This is a genomic window from Duncaniella muris, from assembly GCF_003024805.1.
Taxonomy (GTDB): Bacteria; Bacteroidota; Bacteroidia; order Bacteroidales; family Muribaculaceae; genus Duncaniella; species Duncaniella muris.
Map to the genome: position 1 here is coordinate 46,546 of NZ_PUEC01000016.1, position 18,895 is coordinate 65,440.

Here is an 18,895-nt window from a genome sequence, read left to right on the forward strand (position 1 = left end):
TCACCTCTGACATTCCGCCTGCTGATTATGTCGCGCATATTTCTACTGTTGGCCTGCCACCTGACACTGCTCCTTGCAGTGTCATGCTCACATGCAGGTGTGGAAAAGAATGCCATATATGACGGCGGCAGTTTCGAACTGTATCCAGACAGCATTGTCCGGGGCCACCGGATCTACACAGCCTCCGGCCTCAGGGCGGCTGAGTCAGGCAGGGCAGGGGAGTGTGACTCGCTTCACAGAACCGTGGCCTACAGTTCAGCCGGACGCATGGCCGATGCACTGTTTGCCGCCGCGCTCGCCGATACTTCGGCATTGACAGTGGCTGATGTCAGGCTGGCAGGGGCCTTTCTGCGGCCAGAGGAGTCAATGGCTGCGCTCAGGGCAGAGGTGGCCGACGGCTGTATCCGCTGCCAGGATTTCCCGAAGATTTCCGACATAGGCTGCTGGGCCATTGCCGCCTGGGAACTGTATTGTGTGACCGGCTCGCGCCAGTGGCTCAAAGAAGCCTATGACATACTGACCGCCTCAATCCGCAGGCAGTGGAAGCAGCCCTCCGGAAGAGTCGCCCCCCTGGTGTGCGGGCAGGTCGCACGGATTGACAATCCTGCGGATTATTATCCTGACTGGATGACGGCGATGGACCGCTACCAGACACTGGCTCTGGAGGTCAACGTCTCGCAGGCCACGGCCAGTTCTGTAGCGTCGCGTATGGCCGGAGAACTGAATCTCTATGCCGAGCATGAGCATCAGATCCAGTTTGCAGCCTTGCGTTCAGCGATCAATGACCGCCTGTGGATTCCCGACGGGCAGCGCTACGGACAGTATCTCTACGGAGTTTATTATCCGGTGTTGTCAGCCGTGTCTGACAGTCGTGCGAACGCGCTCTGCGTGCTCAACGGCATAGCCACAGCGGAGATGGCCGAGGATCTGGTCAGCGCCATGCCGGTCTATCGTGACGGAGTACCTGATGTCTGTCCGCAGATCAACCCGTCTGCCGGCTCTTGCTCGCCGCTTACCCAGGCTCTTTTCACTCTTGCGGCCGCCAAGGTCCGCAACCCGCAGGCCTTTGTGCTTGGAGTGGCATCGCTTATGAACATGGCTGTTGACGGCAATCTAACTTCCGAGTGGCCGGCAGTGGTCTGCAAAGGCTTTTTCGGTATGGATTTCACTCCTGATGGCATTGACTTCCGACCGATAGTGCCGGTGGCATTCGCAGGAGACAAGACTCTGGGCGGTTTCCGTTATCGCGACGCGGTGTTTGACATCGTTATGCACGGCACGGGCGACCGTATCGCCACCTTTGCCGTCGACTCCGTATCGCTGGAGACCCCGCGTCTGCCGGCCTCTCTGGAGGGCCGTCATAGGGTGGACATCACCCTGTCAGGCAACGATCTGCCGGAGCCTGGTGTGAACATCGTCGAGCGCAGAGATCTGCTCCACGTCCCGCAGCTGAGGTGGAGTGATGACGGCAGTACTGTCGAGATAATGGATTTCGACCCTGAGATCCGCTACAGTCTTTTTGTGGATGGAGTAATGACCCAGGTGCTCGGCGCTGAGCGCTATTCGCTCCCTCCGTCTGAGCCTTCAGTCACCGCGATCATGCCCTCGCTTCCGGGTGGGCTGACCGGATTCTCGCCGCCCGGCCATGTCTATGCTCCGGGTCAGTCGGAAGTCACCGTACTCGCATCGTCAGTCATACCGCGCCGTCCGCCTCTGCATCTGATCAAAGACCGCCGGACAGCCGACGGCTATATCGAGCTTGCTGCCCGCCACAACACCCGCATCACCTGCTATGCCAACGTCCCTGCCGCCGGTGACTACTTTCTGACCGTTGGCTACTCCAACGGTTCGCAGCGCGACGCGCTCCGCACTCTCAGCATCAACGGTCGCGATGTGGCCACTCTGGTCTGTCCCTCGTTCCATCATGACGACTGGGTGACCGTCAGACCGTCAAACACCGTGGTGGTCTCCCTGCAGGAAGGCCCCAACAAGATCGCGCTTACATACATCAGCGGCACCATGCTGCTCAACAGAATAACATTACTGAAAAAGGTCCATTAGCCCGCGCTCCGTGGCTTCAACCGCATAAACAAGACATTTGATGAAAACAATCGGAATCATCTCTGACACCCATTCCTGCTGGGACGACCGCTATGCCGCCCATTTCAAAAACTGCGACGAGATATGGCACTGTGGCGATGTTGGTGACATCGGTGTGATACGCCGCCTCGAAGAGGTGGTGCCCGTGGTCAGGGCCGTGCGCGGCAACATTGACCACGGCGACGTCTGCCGCAGGTGTCGGGAAGTAGAGTGCTTTCAGATAGAGGGTGTAAATGTCTGGATGACCCATATCGGAGGCTATCCCGGACGCTACGCCCCCGGCGTGAAGCGTCAGCTCATAGAAAACCGCGTCAACCTCATGGTCTGCGGCCATTCCCACATCCTTAAAGTGATGCCCGACGCCGAACTCGGCCTGCTTCACGTCAACCCCGGTGCTGCCGGTTATCACGGATGGCAGAAAGAGCGCACGCTCGTGCGCCTGACCATCGACACCGGTTCGGTCACCGGCCTTGAAGTCATCGAGCTCGGCAAAGTCAAAATCTGATTCCGGTCAGCAATCCGGTGCGGGCCGCCGGAAATGACAGGCCTGCCTGCTCTGATCAGGATGAAAAAAAGCAGAGGAGTCTGTGTCGCGCTGAGGTGACACAGACTCCTCTCTGTTCCGGCATTGACCGCTCCGCTCAGGCGGAGGGAAGCCATATACGGATAATGGAATTGATGATTGCTAATTGTCGAGACGCTTGCGGTTTATTTCAGATTACCGCTGTTGGCCTGGTCGATCATCTCCTTGCTTGCGGTGATGAAGATTTCCACACGGCGGTTCTGCGCGCGTCCTTCGGCAGTAGAGTTTGATGCGATATAGTCCTGCATGGGCAGACCTTCGGCAGAAAGACGGTTGGCCTGCACACCGCTGTTGAGCAGATAGTTGCGCACGGCGTTCGCACGTCCGGTAGCCACACGCTCGTTCACGGCGAGAGTGCCGGTGTCATCGGTGTAGCCGTAGATCTGCACGTTTGTGCCGGGGTTGTTGATGAGCGAAGCGGCAAACTTGCTCAGATCAGTGCGCGCGTTGGCGCTGAGGGTTGTGCCGTTGGTGGGGAAAAGAATTCCGCCGTTAAAAGTCACCTGGATTGCCTGGAGACCGTTTTCGTCAGTTACCTGCTTGATCTCGGCCTGCTTTGCGAGTTCGGCCTCAAGTTCGGCTTGCTGCTTGTCCATCTTCTTTCCGATGAGCACACCTGCGCCTGCGCCTACCGCAGCGCCTATAGCGGTACCGATGGCAGCGCCTTTACCGCCGCCGATGAGAGCTCCGAGGCCTGCTCCGAGAGCTGCACCGCCGCCGCCGCCGATGGCAGCGCCCTTGCCCGTATTGGACCATGAAGAACATCCCGTGGAGAGAAGCACGCAGAGTGCCATTGCAGGAATTCCTAATGCTTTTGCGAGTTTCATTGCTTTTAATGTTTTTAAGTTAACGTGTTAAATTCAGACGCAAAAATAGGAAATTCCCTCAACATATCCCAATAAAATCTATAATCGGGACTGTTTTATCACTTTCTTGCGTCTACATTAGATAATACGTCCGGCAGAGCGATAAAGTTTTTTGTCGGGACTGTGTTCTTTGACAAAAAATTCTTAATTTTGTCAGCAGTTATGGTTGACGTAAAATCCTTCCGTCGGCATAACTGACACCGGTCAGCTGACAGCTGCGCGTCTAAAACGAAGGTTAACCTTAAATTTTTCGCCTTGCGCGCTAATATCAGACCTATCACAACACCGGCGCGCGGGTGTCCGATTTTTTGGCTTTCTTATGTCAACGAAGCGTTTTTCAGCCGGAAGCAACCTCATCTATCATGCCGGCGCGGCTGTGGCAGTCATGGGATGGGGTATCTCGTTCATTTCAACCAAAGTCCTCATGGACAACGGCCTTTCGCCGATCGAAGTCTACATCTATCGTTTCGCCCTTGCCTATCTGGCCCTGCTGCTCTTCTGCCACAAGCAGATCAGAAGCAACACATGGCGCCATGAATTCATATTCATACTTGCGGGCCTCTTCGGAGGGTCGATCTACTTTATCTCCGAGAACGTCGCCCTGCAGTACACCCTGGTCAGCAACGTCTCGCTAATCACATCTCTCTCTCCGCTTCTCACGGTGCTGCTCATTGGCTTCCTCTACCGCTCGGAACGTCCGGGCAAAGCCACCATTTTCGGATCGGCTATAGCCTTCGTCGGAGTGGGGCTTGTGATTTTCAACAGTAGCTTCGCTCTGAGCATCAACCCCCTCGGCGACCTCCTCGCCCTGCTCGCTGCCCTCTGCTGGGCCGTCTACAGCATCATCATCAAGCAGCTCACACCACTCTACAGCGCACTGTTCATCACCCGCAAGACTTTCTTCTACGGAGTCCTGACAGCCCTTCCCTTCCTGCTCATCGAGCCTCATGTCACCTCTCCCGCCGTGCTCATACAGCCCAAACTGCTGCTCAACATTCTCTTCCTCGCCCTCTTCTGCTCTCTGTTCGCTTATCTGATGTGGGCAGTGATCAACGGCAAGATCGGAGCTGTCAAGGCCTCGAACTATATGTATTTCCAGCCCGTGGTCACCCTCGTCTTCTCCTTCCTGATTCTCGGCGAGAAGATCACGCTGATCGGAGTGACCGGCTGCGCCATGATTCTGCTCGGAGTCTGGCTGGCCGACTATCTGCAGAAGCGCGGATCGCGCGCCGCAACGCGCCACTGATCAGCCCCGTGCCTCACTCACAATAATGACAGAAATCAATAACCAATCACGCTATAACTTACTTATGAACAGACGAAACCTCCTCGCCACTCTTCTTGCCGGCGCGGCACTTGGTGCCGGAGCCGTCACCCCGATGTGGCTCCGAGATGTACGCATCTCGCCTGACGGATCGAAAATCGCCTTCACCTACAAAGGTGACATCTTCACAGTCCCTGCCAAGGGCGGAGAAGCCACGCGCCTCACCGCCAATGAAGCCTACGAGGCCATGCCCGTATGGTCGCCCGACGGATCGAAGATCGCCTTCACCAGCGACCGCGAAGGAAATGCCGACATCTACATCATGGACTCCAGAGGCGGCGAAGCCACACGCCTGACTTTCAACTCTGTGGCTGAAACTCCCTGGGCCTTCACCCCCGACGGCTCAGCCGTGGTCTACTCGGCTTCAATCCAGGACGCTCCCGGATCGCTCCTCTTCCCCTCCTCATGGCAGACCGAGCTCTACAGTGTGCCCGTCAGCGGCGGACGCCCCATGCAGATCCTCTCAACTCCCGCCGAGGCCGTCAGCTATCTCCCTGACGGAAAATCATTCCTCTACATGGACCGCAAGGGACTTGAAGACGAATGGCGCAAGCACCACACCTCGTCAGTCACCCGCGATCTCTGGAAATACGATGCCGCAAGCGGACGCCACACCAACCTCACCGACCGTGCCGGTGAAGACCGCAACCCCGTGGTCAGCCCCGACGGCAAGACCGTATGGTTCCTCAGCGAGCGTGACGGAGGCAGCTTCAACGTCTACTCAGCACCCGTCGACGACCTCTCAAAGGCAAGCCGCCTGACAAACTTCACCACCCATCCCGTCCGCTTCCTCTCGCGCGGAGCCGACGGCACTCTGGCTTTCACCTATGACGGCGAGATCTACACCATGACCCCCGGAGCCAAACCCTCCAAGGTCAGGATCGACATCACGGCCGACCAGTCGGAGCCCCTCCGCATCCGCAACTTCAGCAGCGGTGCATCAGGTGCCGTTCCCTCGCCCGACGGCAAACAGGTGGCCTTCTCTAATCGCGGCGACATCTTCGTGACCTCCGTTGACTATCCCACAACACGCCAGATCACATCAACCCCCGCCGCTGAAAACTTCATCTCCTGGGGCAGTGACAACCGCACTCTCTACTACACCTCCGACCGCGACGGCCACCTTAATATATATAGCGCCAAGATAGGCCGCGACGAGGACCCCAACTTCCCCAACGCAACCCTCGTTGAAGAGACTGCAATCTTCCCCGCCGGCGACCGCACCGACCGTGCCAACCCCGTGATCTCGCCTGACGGCAAGCAGATGGCCTTCACCATCGACCGCCGCGACATCGCAGTGATGGACCTCGCCTCAAAGAAAGTGCGCAGACTCACCAAGGGCAACATCTGCAACGACCGTGACGGTATGCTCGACTACTCATGGTCGCCCGACGGAAAATGGCTCGTGGCCGTGGTCGACATGCACCGCCGCTCACCCTATTTCGACATCGCCATCATCAATGCCGCTGACGGCACAATCACCAACATCACCAACTCGGCCTACATGAACCAGTCGCCCCGCTGGGTGATGGGAGGCGATGCAATCCTCTTCCTCAGCGACCGCTACGGTATGCGCAGCCACGCTTCATGGGGATCGCAGTATGACGTGCTTCTGGCCTTCACAAACCAGGCCGCCTATGACCGCTTCCGCCTCTCGCCCGAAGACTTCCAGCTTCAGAAAGAGCTGAAAGCCTCGCGCGCCAAAGCCGCTGCCAAGCCCGCCGCCAAAGCCGACGGCAAGAAGAAAGCCGACTCAAAGGCCGACAAGGATAAAGCCGCCAAATCAGACAAAGACAAGGATTCAAAGACCATCAACGTCGAGCTCGACGGCATCACAGACCGCATAGTGCGCCTGACCCCATTCTCGGCATCCATGTCTGACGCCTATATCGACGACCAGGGCGAAACCCTCTGGTTCCTCGCCCAGGTTGACAACGGCTACGACCTCTGGAAGAAAGACCTCCGCAAAGGCACCGTGAGCCTCGCCTCCAAGCTCGGCGCACGCCCCACCGGCATGCAGCCCGCAGCCGCAGGCAAGACCCTCTTCCTCACCGGCGGCGGAGCCATCCGCAAGATGAGCCTCCCCGGCGGAAAGATTGACGGCGTAAGCTTCTCGGCCACTCAGAAATTCGATGCCGCGGCCGAACGCGAATACATGTATGACTACATGCTCACCGAAGCCGAAAAACGCTTCTTCGGCACCGACATGAACGGCACCGACTGGAAAGCTATGGGCAAGGCCTACCGCAAGTTCCTCCCCCACATCAGCCACAACGCCGACTTTGCCGAACTCACAAGCGAGATCCTCGGCGAGATCAACGTCTCCCACTCCGGAGGCCGCTACTATCCGCAGGGCGCCCGCGAAGCCACTGCCTCGCTCGGCCTGCTCTATGACATGACCTATCCCGGACCCGGCCTCAAGGTGGGCGAAGTGCTCGCAGGCGGCCCATTCGGCCACGCCGACTCCTCGATGAAGCCCGGAGCCGTCATCACCGCCATCAACGGCACCGAGATCGGCTCGAAGACAGACCCCACCGTGATGCTCAACTCTCTGGCAGGCCGCAAGACCCTCGTGGCCTTCACCCTCCCTTCAGGTGAAAAGGCCGAGGAAGTGGTGCTCCCGGTCAGAGCCTCGGTGATCAACGGCCTGCTCTATGACCGCTGGGTCAAACGCAACGCCCACCTGGTCGACTCTCTCTCAAACGGCCGTCTCGGCTACGTCCACATCAAGTCAATGAACGATGAAAGCTACCGCACCATCTATGCCGACATCCTCGGCAAATACAATGAGTGTGACGGCATAGTCATCGACACCCGCAACAACGGCGGCGGCCGTCTCCACGAAGACATCGAAGTGCTCTTCAGCGGCAAGAAATACCTCACTCAGGAAATCAAAGGCCAGCCAGTAGGCGAAATGCCCTCGCGCCGCTGGAACAAGCCTTCGATCATGCTCACCTGCGAGGCCAACTACTCCAACGCCCACGGCACCCCCTGGGTCTACCGCCACATGAAACTCGGAAAGGTGGTCGGTATGCCCGTCCCCGGCACCATGAGCTCGGTCAACTGGATCGACATGCAGGACCCCTCGCTCGTGTTCGGCATTCCCGTGATCGGTTTCCGCACCGCCGAAGGCAACTATCTTGAAAACACCCAGCTTGAGCCTGACGTGAAGGTGGCCAACGACCCCGCCCGCATAGTCCTCGGTATCGACGACCAGCTCAAAACCGCCGTTGAGACCCTCCTCAAAGACCTCCGCTGAACCTGAGGCAAAACCTCACAAGGCTCTAATAAATCCAGTTAGTCCGATTAGTCCGATTAGCCAGATCGGACTAATCGGATTAATTTTCGTTTCAAAGCACTCCAATAAAAAGACCCTCGGCTTTTGAATTTATGCGAATTTCATTATATTTGCGTAATAAAACTACTCGGCTAAGTAACTCTGAAAAAGATCATCCATCGGAGCTGCTTATGCACATCTGTTAATTTTGAAGAGTTACTTAATGACATTTGATCAACTGGACTTCACCACATATTGTATAGGCGCACTCTCGGAGAGACTCAAACTCTCACAGCCAACAGTATTCCGAATGCTGAAAGACTCGGATATTCTTGGCAGCTATATTGTGCCCGGCTACGAAGTGCTTCATACATACAGTCCCGAATACATTGCCGACGACCTTGTCAGTCTCATGAAAGAAAGAGGGGTAATACAATGAAAGTCTACCACACATCAACCATTGAAATAATCAATCCTGACATCATTCATTCCCGCGAAGGTCTTGATTTCGGCAAAGGATTCTACTGCACAGTGCTTCGGGAACAGGCCGAAGCCTATGGATTGCGATTCTCGCTCAGGGGAATTCCAGCAATACTCAACGAATACGTCCTCGACTCGGCCTATCTCGAAGCCAACATCAGGCAGTTTGTGTCATATGATGAAGAATGGCTTGACTTCATCATGGCAAACCGGCAGAATCAGCCGGTGACAGACTATGAAATCATTGAGGGAGGAGTAGCCGACGACAAGATATTCCGGACAATAGACCTGTATCTTTCAGGCGACATCACCAAAACCGACGCGCTCAACAGACTTAAATACGAAAAACCAAATCACCAGATTTGTTTCAGATCACAGAGCGTTATAGACCGATATCTGAAATTTGTTTCATCTACAGAATTGTAAACCGATGGATGGACGAAGAATTGTATTGCAAATGAAGTATGCCCGCATAATCAGCGGGCTTGCCGCCCGACTGGGGCTGTCGATCGAAAAAGCTATGGAGATATTCTATGGCTCAGCCACATTTCAGCTGATAGAAAAAGGCATTGCCGATCTTCACGCCCGATCGGAAATTTACCTTGTCGATGAGCTCATCCTCGAACTCTCGGCCGCAAAAAATCAGTCAAACGCTTGCAGGTAAACAGATTTTCCACTACCTTTGCACCCGAATTCGCAATCTCTGGCAAGGACAAGCAGCCTGCGTATATTGCGAGCAGTGTTAACATTTTTAATATACGTATAGAAAAATGGACTTAATTAAAGTTGCTGAAGAAGCTTTCGCCACAGGCAAGCAGCACCCTGACTTCCAGCCCGGCGACACCATCACCGTCGCTTATCGAATCAAGGAAGGTAACAAGGAACGTATCCAGCAGTATCGCGGTGTCGTTATCCGCATTTCCGGTGACGGCAACAAGCGCCGCTTCACCGTACGCAAAATCTCCGACAACATCGGCGTTGAGCGTATCTTCCCCATCGAATCACCGTTTATCGACTCAATTACCATCAACAAATATGGTAAAGTGCGTCGCGCTAAACTCTACTACCTCCGCTCACTCACCGGCAAAAAGGCCCGTATCAAAGAGCGCCGCGTAGTCAAGAAAGCTTAAAAAAAGTAATACCCGCCCGTCCGGGCGTCCCCCAACTCCATCGCCCGGACACTTCAAAGAACCGCAAGTCGTATCACCGTGAGGCGAGAAAACTTCTGCGGTTCTTTATCTTTTTCCGTCAGAGTGCAGGCATCACAGCCGCAGCCACATCTGTATCACCGAAAATGTCAGCGATAGTCAGCCACAGAAAAAGCAGTATGATCAGAACTACCACTCCGATCACAAGCCACACAGCAGTCCCTGATTTTGATTTTTTCTCACTCATAATATAAATTAGTTAAAACAGAGGTTAGCAAATCTTTCAACCTTTACAACACACGCCCGCCCCCAAAAGTTGCCCCTACGGCAAAAATCGCCAAAAACTCCGAAAGATTGCCCTAAATCAACCCGCTCACCAAATTTTAACATAATTGTTATATTATATTAAGCGCAGATGCACTAACTTTGCATTATATATCTGCTTAGACTCTCCACCGGAACACGAAATAACATCCCTCTTAGCTTAATTAATTATAAATCAATCGCTTATGAAAAAAACTTTACTCTCACTCGCAATTTTGCTCCTCGGCCTCGGCGCAAATGCCCAAGAAGTCCTTTCATCCATCGAGTTCAAACAAAACAGTACAGACTATGAAAAAATAGGTAATTATACTGATACCTGGAAATCAACAGATGAAAAATGGGTATTCAAGGGCTTTAATAACAACAAAAACGGCTGGGATTTCATTGCAGGCGGCCGAAAAAATAATGCTTCAGAGCCTTATTTCTACACCGGAGTTTATGCAGCCCCCGTATCGAAGATTGTTATAGGTATAGCAGCCCGTTATACAGCAAGCGCTATCACTTCAGCAACCTTATATGTTGCAGATACTAACACTTTTGAGAATGCGGTTAAAACTTCGCTCACTCTGCCTACCGGTGCAAATTCAGATTGGACAATCACAATTCCCAATCCGGCAGAAAACAAATATTACAAAGTTGGCCTTGTAATTCCATCTCAAAAATCTAACGGTCAGGCGATATCAATTAATAAGATTACCGTATATGGTAAATCTGATAAGGCTGATGCAGAGTATGCTTTTTCAAAGGCTTCTGTTTGTGCCCCATTAGGATCTTCAATTGATGCACCTGATTTTACTTGTGCAGAAGGTGCTCCTGCCCCTGAATATGTGTCATCGAATACTGACGTGGCAACTGTAAACTCAGCTACCGGTGCCGTGACAATTGTTGGTGTGGGAACCGCTGAAATTTCTGCAAAATCAGAATCAAATGATAAATTCCTTGCAGGATCGGCTTCGTATAAAGTTTATGTAGGACAGCCTGTAAACTCGATTGCTGAAACAATGGCGATCACTGATAAAGCAACACTGCTCTATATCAACTATCCCCTGACTGTTGCTTTCAAGAACTTCAATAACACTTTCGCTTGCAACGGCAATGATTTTATCCAGGTCTATGGTACTCAGCCTGCCTACACCGTCGGCGATGTGATCCCCGCAGGTTGGATCGGCTGCTATGACTTGTTTAACAAAACTACCCCTGAGATCATTAATCCTATCGACATGCCTGAGGCCACTGAAAACAACGGCTTCACTCCTGCAAAAGTTTCAGAAATCACAACTGCTGATGTAAACAAGGTTGTGACAATTGAAAACGTTGTGTTTGCGGAAGCTACCCCCTCTACAAAAGACAACTTTACCGGAACAGTTAATGGCTCGGAAGTTGCGATGCGCAACAACTACACTATCAAAGGTGTCGAAGCCGGAACCTACAATGTGACCGGTGTGGTGGCTATCTATAGCGGAAAAGCTCAGTTCAACGTAACCGGCTATGAAAAGGTTGTAGATACCGGCATCGCCGACATCGTAGCTGACGAAAACGCCCCCGTGGAATACTTCAACCTCCAGGGCATCCGCGTTGAAAACCCCGAAAACGGTCTTTATATCCGTCGTCAGGGCAACAAAGTCACCAAGGTGATTGTTAAGTAAACAGACTACAAACCGAATCTATAATATCGGACAGCATCCGTCCCTCCGTGGAGAGGGCGGATGCTTTTTTATTCCCCCCGATAATTGCGGCGGGGATTGGAATAGCGGATGTCCGCCAACGGCACACCGGAGGGGTACGGGACGGCGGGGCGTGCGGAATCTGAATGGGTACGGGACAGCGGGGGAGTGATGGTAAATCGGTGTCCTCGGCCGGACACCAGCCGTTTGTGTAAATCATGTACCCGTGACACCGCAGCGCACAGCGCGCAGGTGTCACGGGCTACGAGTAAATCAGCGTCCTCTGGACGCCATCAGCCGATGCGTAACGGCGAATGATCCGGAGGCCATTAGCCGAAGCGTAACGGCGAATGATCCGGAGGCCATTAGCCGAAGCGTGACAGCGTATGTCCCGGACGCCATTAGCCGAAGCGTGACAGCGTATGTCCCGCCGATTTTATCCGGACGGGTATTGGACAGCGGGTGTCCGCAGGTAGTGTTTCCGGATGGGTATGGGACAGCGGGTGTCCGCCAGGACACCGATTTAATCGTAGCCCCCGACACCGCGCGCAGCACAAGGTGTCGGGGGAATAGATATTAACCAAAAATGAAGGTGTCCGGTCGAGGACACCGATTTACCATCACGAATTCGGCCCTATCCGGTATGTATGGATGACGGATTCCCGCCGACGGGATGTGAACCTATGCAGATGATCGGCTGACGGGATGCAAACCCATGAGTTGTATGCCGGGGGATGGTCAGGCCTGGCGGATGTAGTCGGCTATCCATGCGCCGACGGCATCGGTGCCGTAGGTGGCGCCGCCTTCAACCTGGATTTCGGGGGTACGGACATTGGCGTCAAGCGATGCATTGACCGCCTTGCGGATCAGCGCTCCCTCTTCCATGAGGTTGAAATACTCGAAAAGCATGGCCACAGAGAGAATCTGGGCCAGAGGGTTGGCGATGTTCATGCCCTTGGCCTGCGGCCATGAGCCGTGGATGGGCTCGAAAACAGGAGTCTTCTCTCCGGTGGAAGCCGAGGGCAGAAGGCCCATCGAACCGGATATGACAGACCCTTCGTCGGTCAGAATGTCGCCGAAGGTGTTTTCGGTCACCATCACATCGAAGAAGCGGGGCTCCTGGATCATGCGCATGGCTGCGTTGTCGACATACATATAGTCAGTGTCTACGTCGGGATACTGCGGTGCGATTTCCTGGGCCACCTTGCGCCAGAGACGCGAAGAGGCGAGCACGTTGGCTTTGTCGACCACGGTCAGATGGCGGCGGCGACGGCGCGCATAGCTGTAGGCCACGTGGAGAATGCGTTCGATCTCCGGGCGGGTGTAGGCATTGGTGTCATAGGCGCGGTCGTTGTCTTCGTATTTCTCGCCGAAATACATTCCGCCGGTGAGCTCGCGGATGCAGATGAAATCGGCACCCTCCACCAGCTCGGCGCGCAGCGGAGATTTGTGGATCAGACACCGGAAAGTCTCCACGGGCCGGATGTTGGCGAAAAGGCCGAGTTTTTTGCGCATGGCGAGCAGGCCCTGTTCGGGGCGCACTTTGGCGTTGGGGTCGTTGTCGAATTTAGGGTCGCCCACAGCCGAGAAGAGCACTGCATCGGCCCAGAGGCAGGTCTCGAATGTCTCTTCAGGGAAGGGATCGCCCACCTTGTCAATTGCGTCGGCTCCACAGATGGCGTAGCGGTATTCAACCGCGTGGCCGAATTTTTCACACACAGCCGTCATGACGTCCACGCCCTGACGGGAGATTTCCGGGCCGATGCCATCGCCGGGAAGTACTGCTATTTTGAGGTTCATTGTCTGAAGAAGTTTCTGAATGATTTTTTTAGTCGGTATTTTTTGTCGGCAGCGTCTCAAGGATGTTGAGCATCTTGACGGTTGCCTGGATTGCGGCCTCGGTCTGGTCGGCGTCGAGTCCGCGGGTCTTGAAGAGGTTGCCCTGAAAATTCCAGGTGATGGTGGTGTGGACCAAAGCGTCGGTCTTGCCGCCGGGGGGGATGTTGACCGTATAGTTGGCGAGGGTGGGGAAGGTGCGCCGGAGTTTCTCGTTGTAGATTCGTCTGACGGCGCGCATGAAGGCGTCGAACTGACCGTCGCCCACGGCGCTTTCCTGAAACTCCGCACCGTCTACCACGAGTTTCACTGTGGCCGTAGGGCGCAGGCCCTGCGAGAGGCTGAGCGCGTAGTTGTCGACGCGGACTTTCGAAGGGATGGCCTGGTGTTTGAGCACGTCGGCCACTATGAATGGCAGATCGTCCTGGGTCACTATCTCTTTCTTGTCGCCGAGGCTGATGATGCGCTCGGTGACCTTCAGAATGTCAGATTCGGACAGTTCAATGCCCAGCGCCTCAAGATTTTTCTTGATATTGGCCTTGCCTGAGGTCTTGCCGAGGGCATACTCGCGTTCGCGGCCGAAGCGTTCGGGCAGAAGGTCGTTGAAGTAGAGCTGGCTCTTGTTGTCGCCGTCGGCGTGGACGCCGGCACACTGGGTGAAGACGCTGTCGCCGATGATCGGCTTGTTCGGTGGCACCATTATTCCGGAGAAGGATTCGACGATGTGGCTGACCTTGTTGATCTTGCTCTCGTCGATGTCAGTTGTGGCTCCGAGCTGGTCATGGATCACGGCCACGGCGCTTGAGAGCGTGGCGTTGCCGGCGCGTTCGCCCAGGCCGTTGATGGTGCAGTGCACCCCTTTGGCACCGCCTTTGACGGCGGCGAAGAGATTGGCCGTGGCCAGGTCATAGTCGTTGTGGGCGTGGAAGTCGAAGTGGAGATCCGGATAGCGCACGGTCATGGTGTGCATGTATGACAGCGTGTCGTAGGGGTTGAGAATGCCCAGTGTGTCAGGGAGCATGAAGCGTCTGACGGGCAGGTCTCTGATGGCGTCCATCAGCGCGAAAACGTAGTCAGGGGAGTGCTTCATGCCGTTTGACCAGTCTTCGAGGTAGATGTTGACGTCGAGTCCGGCCTCGCGGGCGCGGGCCACTTCGGCGGCTATCGCCTCGAAGTGCTGTCCGGGAGTCTGCCTGAGTTGCAGGTAGCAGTGTTTTTCCGAGCCTTTGGCCAGGAGGTTGATCACCTTTCCGCCCACGCCGCAGATCCAGCTGACGGAGCGTCCGCCGTCAAGGAATCCGAGCACCTCGATGCGGTCTGTGAAGCCTGTCTCCGCGGCCCATGCGCAGACCTTGCCCACCGCCTCGCGCTCGCCGTCGGAAACTCGCGCCGAGGCTATCTCGATGCGCGGCACATGGAGCTCCTGCAGCAGCAGGCGGGTGATGGCGAGCTTCTCTGATGTGGAGAAGGATACGCCTGAGGTCTGCTCTCCGTCGCGGAGAGTGGTGTCCATTATCTCGATATACATAGGCTCAGCGGGCGGCCTCCCAGGCCTCTATGTCGGCCTTGCGCGAAAGCAGATACTCGATGTCGTCGAGGCCCTCGGCGAGACACTGTTTCTTGTAGGGGTTGATGTCGAAGTTCTCGCTTTTGCCTGTGGCGAGATTGGTGATGGTCTGCGAGGGGAGGTCGACGCGCACCTGGGTCTGCGGATGGGCGGCTATGGAGTCGAAAAGCTCCGAGAGGAATTCCTCGCTGACCACCACGGGGAGCACGAAGTTGTTGAGCTCGTTGTTTTTGTGGATGTCGGCGAAGAAGCTTGAGACCACAACGCGGAATCCGTAGTCATGGATGGCCCACGCGGCATGTTCGCGGCTCGATCCTGAGCCGAAGTTCTTGCCGGCCACGAGGATGCAGCCTGAGTAGGTGGGGTCGTTGAGCACGAAGTCTTTTATCGGGTTGCCCTCCTTGTCGTAGCGCCAGTCGCGGAAGAGGTTGTCGCCGAAGCCTTCGCGCGAGGTGGCTTTGAGGAAGCGGGCGGGTATGATCTGGTCGGTGTCTATATTCTCCATCGGCAGCGGGACGCAGGTGGAGGTTATGGTGGTGAATTTTTCTTTCATGATGTGCGTTTGGGTGTGGGTGGGGGGAGGGGGAATGGCGGATCTGTTGGGGTGGGGATTTACCGGAGAGTCCGCGGATCGGTCAGCACGCCTGTCACCGCCGAAGCGGCCGCAACGAGCGGTCCGGCGAGTATGGTGCGCGATCCGGGGCCCTGGCGGCCTTCGAAGTTGCGGTTTGAGGTGGAGACAGCGAGTTTGCCTGCCGGCACCTTGTCTTCATTCATAGCCAGACAGGCCGAGCATCCGGGCTGGCGGATCTCGAATCCGGCTTCCTCAAGAATTTTGTCGAGCCCCTCCTCGCGGATCTGCGTGTTGACTTTCCATGATCCGGGCACGAGCCAGGCGGTGATGCCCGGAGCTTTGCGGCGCCCTCTGACAAAGTTGGCGAAGGCGCGGAAGTCTTCGATGCGGCCGTTGGTGCAGCTGCCGAGGAATACGTAGTCCACGGGGGTTCCGGCGAGCACCTGGCCCACTTCGAAGCCCATGTAGTCGAGCGATTTGCGGTAGGAGATCTTTCCGGCTTCGTCTTCGGGATCGGGCGCGGGGATCGGATCGTTGATGCCGATGCCCATTCCGGGGTTGGTGCCGAAGGTGATGCGCGGCTCGATGTCGGCGGCGTCGAAGTTGATCTCGCGGTCAAAGACGGCGTCGGGGTCAGAGGGGAGGGTGCGCCAGTAGGCTAAGGCCTTTTCCCATTCCTCGCCTCCGGGGGCGAACTCGCGGCCCTTTACGTAGGCTATAGTGGTCTCGTCAGGGGCTATCATGCCTCCGCGGGCTCCCATTTCGATAGAGAGGTTGCAGACGGTCATGCGCTCTTCCATAGAGAGACGGCGTATAGTGTCACCGGCATATTCCACGAAATAGCCCGTGGCGCCGCCGGTGGTCATCCGGGCTATGATGTAGAGCGCTATGTCTTTGGCGGTCACACCGGGGCGCAGTTCTCCGTTGACGTTGATGCGCATTGTCTTCGGTTTGGGCTGGAGGATGCACTGCGATGCAAGCACCATCTCAACCTCGCTCGTGCCGATGCCGAAGGCCACGGCTCCGAATGCTCCGTGGGTCGAGGTGTGGCTGTCGCCGCAGACTATGGTGTAGCCCGGCAGGGTGAGGCCGTTTTCCGGACCGATCACGTGGATGATGCCGTTTTTCGGGTGTCCGAGTCCGTAGAGCGTCACGCCGAATTCCTGGGCGTTGCGGGTGAGGGTCTCGACCTGGTTGCGCGACACAGGGTCGGCTATCGGCAGGTCCTGGTTGAGGGTGGGGATGTTGTGGTCAGGAGAGCAGTAGGTCTTTTCCGGACGGAACACTTTCAGACCGCGCTTGCGGAGGCCTTCGAAAGCCTGCGGGCTTGTCACCTCGTGGCAGTAATGGCGGTCGATATAGAGTTGAGAGGGTCCGCCTTCGATGTCGTTGACAACGTGTGCGTCCCAGATTTTGTCAAAAAGAGTTTTTCCCATAATGTGGATTCCTGGAGTGTGTGTGGCCGAAGGCTGTCTGGACAACAGCCTCCGGAATGGTGTGGTTGTGTGTGGGGGGATGATTGTGTTATCTGACGAATTTGTTGATGGCGTCAATGAAGGCCTCTGCGCTGGCTGCCACGATGTCGGTGTTGGCCGAGAAACCGTAGTAGGGCACACCGTCGTGCTCCACGGTCATGTGGACCTTTCCCACATCGTTGCTGCCCTTGTTGATGGCCTGGATGAGGAATTCCTTGACGAGCATCTTGCGGCGAATGATGATCTTGATGGCGCTGATGGCCGCGTCGACGGGGCCGTTGCCTGAGGCGCAGGCCTCGAATTTCTCGCCGGCTATGTCAAGCCCTACGCTTGCCACGGAGTGGACACCTACGCCGCTTGTCACCTGGAGGAAGTCGAGCTTGATGCGGTTGAGGGCCTTGCGGTGAGCGCCGGCTATCATGAGCACGTCATCGTCATTGATCTCTTTCTTGCGGTCGGCGAGTTTGAGGAAGGCTTCATAGGCTTTGTCGAGATCAGCTCCTGAGAGTTCGATTCCGAGCACGTGGAGGCGGTGTTTGAGTGCCGCGCGGCCGCTGCGGGCGGTCAGCACGATAGAGTTTTCGTCGATGCCCACGTCTTTGGGGTCGATTATCTCGTAGCTTTCGCGGTTTTTGAGCACACCGTCCTGGTGGATGCCTGAGGAGTGGGCAAAGGCGTTGCGGCCCACAATGGCCTTGTTTGGCTGCACGGGCATGTTCATCAGGCTCGAAACCATGCGGCTGATTCCGGTGATTCTGGTTGCGTTGATGTTGGTGTCGATGCCGAGGTCTTTGTGAGAGCGGAAGGTCATCACCACCTCTTCGAGCGAGGTGTTGCCGGCGCGTTCGCCGATGCCGTTGATGGTCACTTCGGCCTGACGGGCACCGTTGACCACACCGGTTACGGTGTTGGCCGTGGCCATTCCGAGGTCGTTGTGGCAGTGGGTGGCAATGACCACCTTGTCGATGCCCTCCACGTTGTCGATCAGATATTTGATCTTGGCACCGAATTCCGAGGGGAGGCAGTAGCCGGTGGTGTCGGGGATGTTTATGACTGTGGCACCGGCGCGGATGACGGCCTCGACCACGCGGGCGAGATATTCATTGTCGGTGCGTCCGGCGTCTTCGGCGTAAAACTGCACGTCTTCCACGAATTTCTTGGCGAAGGCCACGGCTCCGACAGCGCGTTCGAGAATGTCGTCGCGGGTGGAGTTGAATTTATATTTGATGTGGTAGTCAGAGGTGCCGATACCGGTGTGGATGCGGGGGTGTTTGGCATATTTCAGCGCTTCGGCGGCCACGCGGATGTCGTTTTCGACAGCGCGGGTCAGCGCGCAGATTGTCGGCCATGTGACTGCTTTTGAAATTTCCACTACCGAATTGAAGTCACCGGGACTCGACACCGGGAATCCGGCTTCGATGACGTCGACTCCGAGGGCTTCAAGAGCTTTTGCAACTTCGATTTTCTCAACTGTGTTGAGCTGACATCCGGGCACTTGCTCTCCATCGCGCAGTGTCGTGTCGAAAATAAACAGCCTGTCACTCATAGGGGTCTATAATATAATGTTATGTGTTGTTTTTAATTGGAAACCTGACCTAAAACAATGATTCGTTGAAGGGTGTGAACAGATAATTGTCCGCAAAGTTATAAATTATTTGTAAAATGACGCAATAAAAT

General features: G+C 55.7%; 16 protein-coding genes. 9 read left to right on the forward strand and 7 right to left on the reverse strand.

Features of this window, described 5'->3' with window-relative positions:
- The first annotated feature begins 27 nt into the window (after nt 1–27).
- Nucleotides 28–2,061 (forward strand): carbohydrate-binding protein, encoded by a 2,034-nt coding sequence (locus C5O23_RS07955; RefSeq protein WP_107032414.1) that lies wholly within the window; start codon nt 28–30, stop codon nt 2,059–2,061.
- A 40-nt stretch (nt 2,062–2,101) separates the two neighbouring features.
- Nucleotides 2,102–2,605, forward strand: a complete 504-nt coding sequence (locus C5O23_RS07960) for a metallophosphoesterase family protein (RefSeq protein ID WP_107032415.1) — start codon at nt 2,102–2,104, stop codon at nt 2,603–2,605.
- Nucleotides 2,606–2,808: 203 nt separating this feature from the next.
- Here C5O23_RS07960 and C5O23_RS07965 read toward each other — a convergent pair whose 3' ends face one another.
- Nucleotides 2,809–3,510 (reverse strand): OmpA family protein, encoded by a 702-nt coding sequence (locus C5O23_RS07965; protein WP_107032416.1) that lies wholly within the window; start codon nt 3,508–3,510, stop codon nt 2,809–2,811.
- 358 nt (nt 3,511–3,868) lie between these two features.
- Between C5O23_RS07965 and C5O23_RS07970 the strand changes: the two genes are divergently transcribed.
- From C5O23_RS07970 to rplS, 6 genes are all read left to right on the forward strand, one after another.
- Nucleotides 3,869–4,795 carry a DMT family transporter gene (locus C5O23_RS07970; protein WP_162496194.1) on the forward strand — a complete coding sequence of 309 codons (927 nt, stop codon included), beginning with the start codon at nt 3,869–3,871 and terminating at the stop codon, nt 4,793–4,795.
- Nucleotides 4,796–4,859: 64 nt separating this feature from the next.
- Entirely contained in the window at nt 4,860–8,132 is a 3,273-nt protein-coding gene (locus tag C5O23_RS07975) for a S41 family peptidase (protein WP_107032417.1), read from the forward strand.
- A 241-nt stretch (nt 8,133–8,373) separates the two neighbouring features.
- Nucleotides 8,374–8,589 carry a DUF3791 domain-containing protein gene (locus C5O23_RS07980; RefSeq protein WP_107032418.1) on the forward strand — a complete coding sequence of 72 codons (216 nt, stop codon included), beginning with the start codon at nt 8,374–8,376 and terminating at the stop codon, nt 8,587–8,589.
- Entirely contained in the window at nt 8,586–9,056 is a 471-nt protein-coding gene (locus C5O23_RS07985) for a DUF3990 domain-containing protein (RefSeq protein ID WP_107032419.1), read from the forward strand. Before C5O23_RS07980 ends, C5O23_RS07985 begins: the two co-directional genes overlap by 4 nt.
- A gap of 4 nt (nt 9,057–9,060) precedes the next feature.
- Nucleotides 9,061–9,294: a DUF3791 domain-containing protein gene (locus tag C5O23_RS07990; protein WP_168182012.1), complete on the forward strand. Its 234-nt coding sequence runs from the start codon at nt 9,061–9,063 to the stop codon at nt 9,292–9,294.
- Nucleotides 9,295–9,400: 106 nt separating this feature from the next.
- Complete coding sequence (rplS, locus tag C5O23_RS07995) at nt 9,401–9,760, forward strand: 50S ribosomal protein L19 (protein WP_107032421.1); 360 nt, start codon at nt 9,401–9,403, stop codon at nt 9,758–9,760.
- A gap of 118 nt (nt 9,761–9,878) precedes the next feature.
- On the opposite strand, the gene C5O23_RS14300 is transcribed toward rplS, so the two are convergent.
- On the reverse strand, nt 9,879–10,025 hold the full coding sequence (locus C5O23_RS14300) for a hypothetical protein (protein ID WP_160630765.1): 147 nt from the start codon (nt 10,023–10,025) through the stop codon (nt 9,879–9,881).
- A gap of 262 nt (nt 10,026–10,287) precedes the next feature.
- On the opposite strand from C5O23_RS14300, the gene C5O23_RS08000 reads away from it, so the two are divergent.
- On the forward strand, nt 10,288–11,748 hold the full coding sequence (locus C5O23_RS08000; RefSeq protein WP_133166525.1) for a hypothetical protein: 1,461 nt from the start codon (nt 10,288–10,290) through the stop codon (nt 11,746–11,748).
- A 756-nt stretch (nt 11,749–12,504) separates the two neighbouring features.
- On the opposite strand, the gene leuB is transcribed toward C5O23_RS08000, so the two are convergent.
- From leuB to C5O23_RS08025, 5 genes are all read right to left on the reverse strand, one after another.
- Nucleotides 12,505–13,566: a 3-isopropylmalate dehydrogenase gene (gene leuB / locus C5O23_RS08005; RefSeq protein ID WP_107032423.1), complete on the reverse strand. Its 1,062-nt coding sequence runs from the start codon at nt 13,564–13,566 to the stop codon at nt 12,505–12,507.
- 28 nt (nt 13,567–13,594) lie between these two features.
- Nucleotides 13,595–15,130: an alpha-isopropylmalate synthase regulatory domain-containing protein gene (locus C5O23_RS08010; protein ID WP_240597743.1), complete on the reverse strand. Its 1,536-nt coding sequence runs from the start codon at nt 15,128–15,130 to the stop codon at nt 13,595–13,597.
- 4 nt (nt 15,131–15,134) lie between these two features.
- Nucleotides 15,135–15,722, reverse strand: coding sequence for a 3-isopropylmalate dehydratase small subunit (gene leuD, locus C5O23_RS08015; protein WP_107032424.1), 588 nt, complete (start codon nt 15,720–15,722; stop codon nt 15,135–15,137).
- 59 nt (nt 15,723–15,781) lie between these two features.
- Nucleotides 15,782–17,179 carry a 3-isopropylmalate dehydratase large subunit gene (gene leuC, locus C5O23_RS08020; protein WP_107032425.1) on the reverse strand — a complete coding sequence of 466 codons (1,398 nt, stop codon included), beginning with the start codon at nt 17,177–17,179 and terminating at the stop codon, nt 15,782–15,784.
- An 88-nt stretch (nt 17,180–17,267) separates the two neighbouring features.
- Nucleotides 17,268–18,764 carry a 2-isopropylmalate synthase gene (locus tag C5O23_RS08025; protein ID WP_107032426.1) on the reverse strand — a complete coding sequence of 499 codons (1,497 nt, stop codon included), beginning with the start codon at nt 18,762–18,764 and terminating at the stop codon, nt 17,268–17,270.
- Between the last annotated feature and the right edge of the window lie 131 nt (nt 18,765–18,895).